Source organism: Vibrio sp. Y176, from assembly GCF_033438945.1.
This window is the reverse complement of record NZ_JAWOQS010001276.1, coordinates 1-502: the sequence shown is the minus strand read 5'-3', so window position 1 is coordinate 502 and position 502 is coordinate 1. Positions and strand designations below refer to the sequence as shown.

1 protein-coding gene is annotated in these 502 nt (G+C 46.4%); it reads right to left on the bottom strand.

Translation table 11 applies throughout. The features are described 5' to 3' along the window. Positions 1–501, bottom strand: a 501-nt coding sequence (locus R7O13_RS31380; protein WP_318305803.1) for a DUF368 domain-containing protein, incomplete at its 3' end; no start/stop codon positions are given. Position 502 lies beyond the last annotated feature (1 nt).

The window sequence follows — 502 nt, the reverse complement described above, 5'->3', positions numbered from 1 at the left end:
AAATAGCGCCAACGTATCCACTTGGAAGCCTTTTACGGCCGCAAGTACCGGAGTATACATACCGATCAGTAGCAGGATGAAGCTGCCTGAGATACCAGGGAGGATCATCGCACAAATTGCGATCGCACCTGCAATCAGCGTATTAATAGCGGTAGGTTCAAGATGCAGTGGTTTCAGCACCGTAATGCTATACGCAAAGCCGACGCCCAGTAGAAGAGTCACGAAACGAATCGCATCGCGTTTTTCTACCTGACGGAGGATGTGATAAACAGAGACCAAAATGAGGCCGAAGAAGAACGACCAAATAGGGATCGGATGAGTGTCTAGCAGCCATGTGATCAACTTCGCTAAGGTTGCAATGCTCGACAAGATGCCAGCAAACAGAGCAATAAGGAAAAAGCCATTAATATGATTGAATGCGGCTTTAAAACCGTCTTTTCGCCAGATAGAGAAAAGAGACGGGTTAATACGACGAATGCTTTCAAGCAGTGTATCGTAAATG